Below are 542 nucleotides of genomic sequence, written 5' to 3' on the forward strand. Positions count from 1 at the left end.
CTTATGTATCTAAAAGCATTTTTTAAACTTGAATTTTAAAACACTAAACAACACATACGTCTCTGTGTCATTTTCATTTTTTGTATGTCATATATATGTTTACTTCATTTAAATCAATTTCATCTTATAATTTATCGTGTATTTTACAAAAGATTGACTTCAATTCATCGTAAAAGTTATACTTTTGCCATTTTTTAATGTAACATGGTGTTAGTAATAAAAATAATACATTGAGGTGTTTTATATGACAGCATTATTCCCTTATATCGCTTTTGAAAATTCAAAAGAAGCCATTGCATATTACGAAGAAGTATTTGGTGCAACTGACGTTAAACGTTTAGAAGTTGGCGAAGAACAAGCGTCACATTTTGGCATGACTAAGGAAGAAGCGCAAGAAGCAACTATGCATGCTGAGTTTGAAGTGCTTGGCGTAAAAGTGCTATGTTCTGATTCTTTTGGTCGCGCTGACAAAATTAATAATGGCATATCATTATTAATTGATTATGATGTTAACAATAAGGAAGATGCTGATAAAGTTGAAG

The 542-nt window shown here is 30.3% G+C and carries 1 protein-coding gene; it reads left to right on the forward strand.

Features of this window, described 5'->3' with window-relative positions:
• Positions 1 to 244 precede the first annotated feature (244 nt).
• A partial coding sequence (locus tag IDG60_RS01375) for a VOC family protein (protein ID WP_206160401.1) occupies positions 245 to 542 on the forward strand: 298 nt, incomplete at its 3' end.

This window comes from Staphylococcus sp. EG-SA-2, from assembly GCF_017152085.1.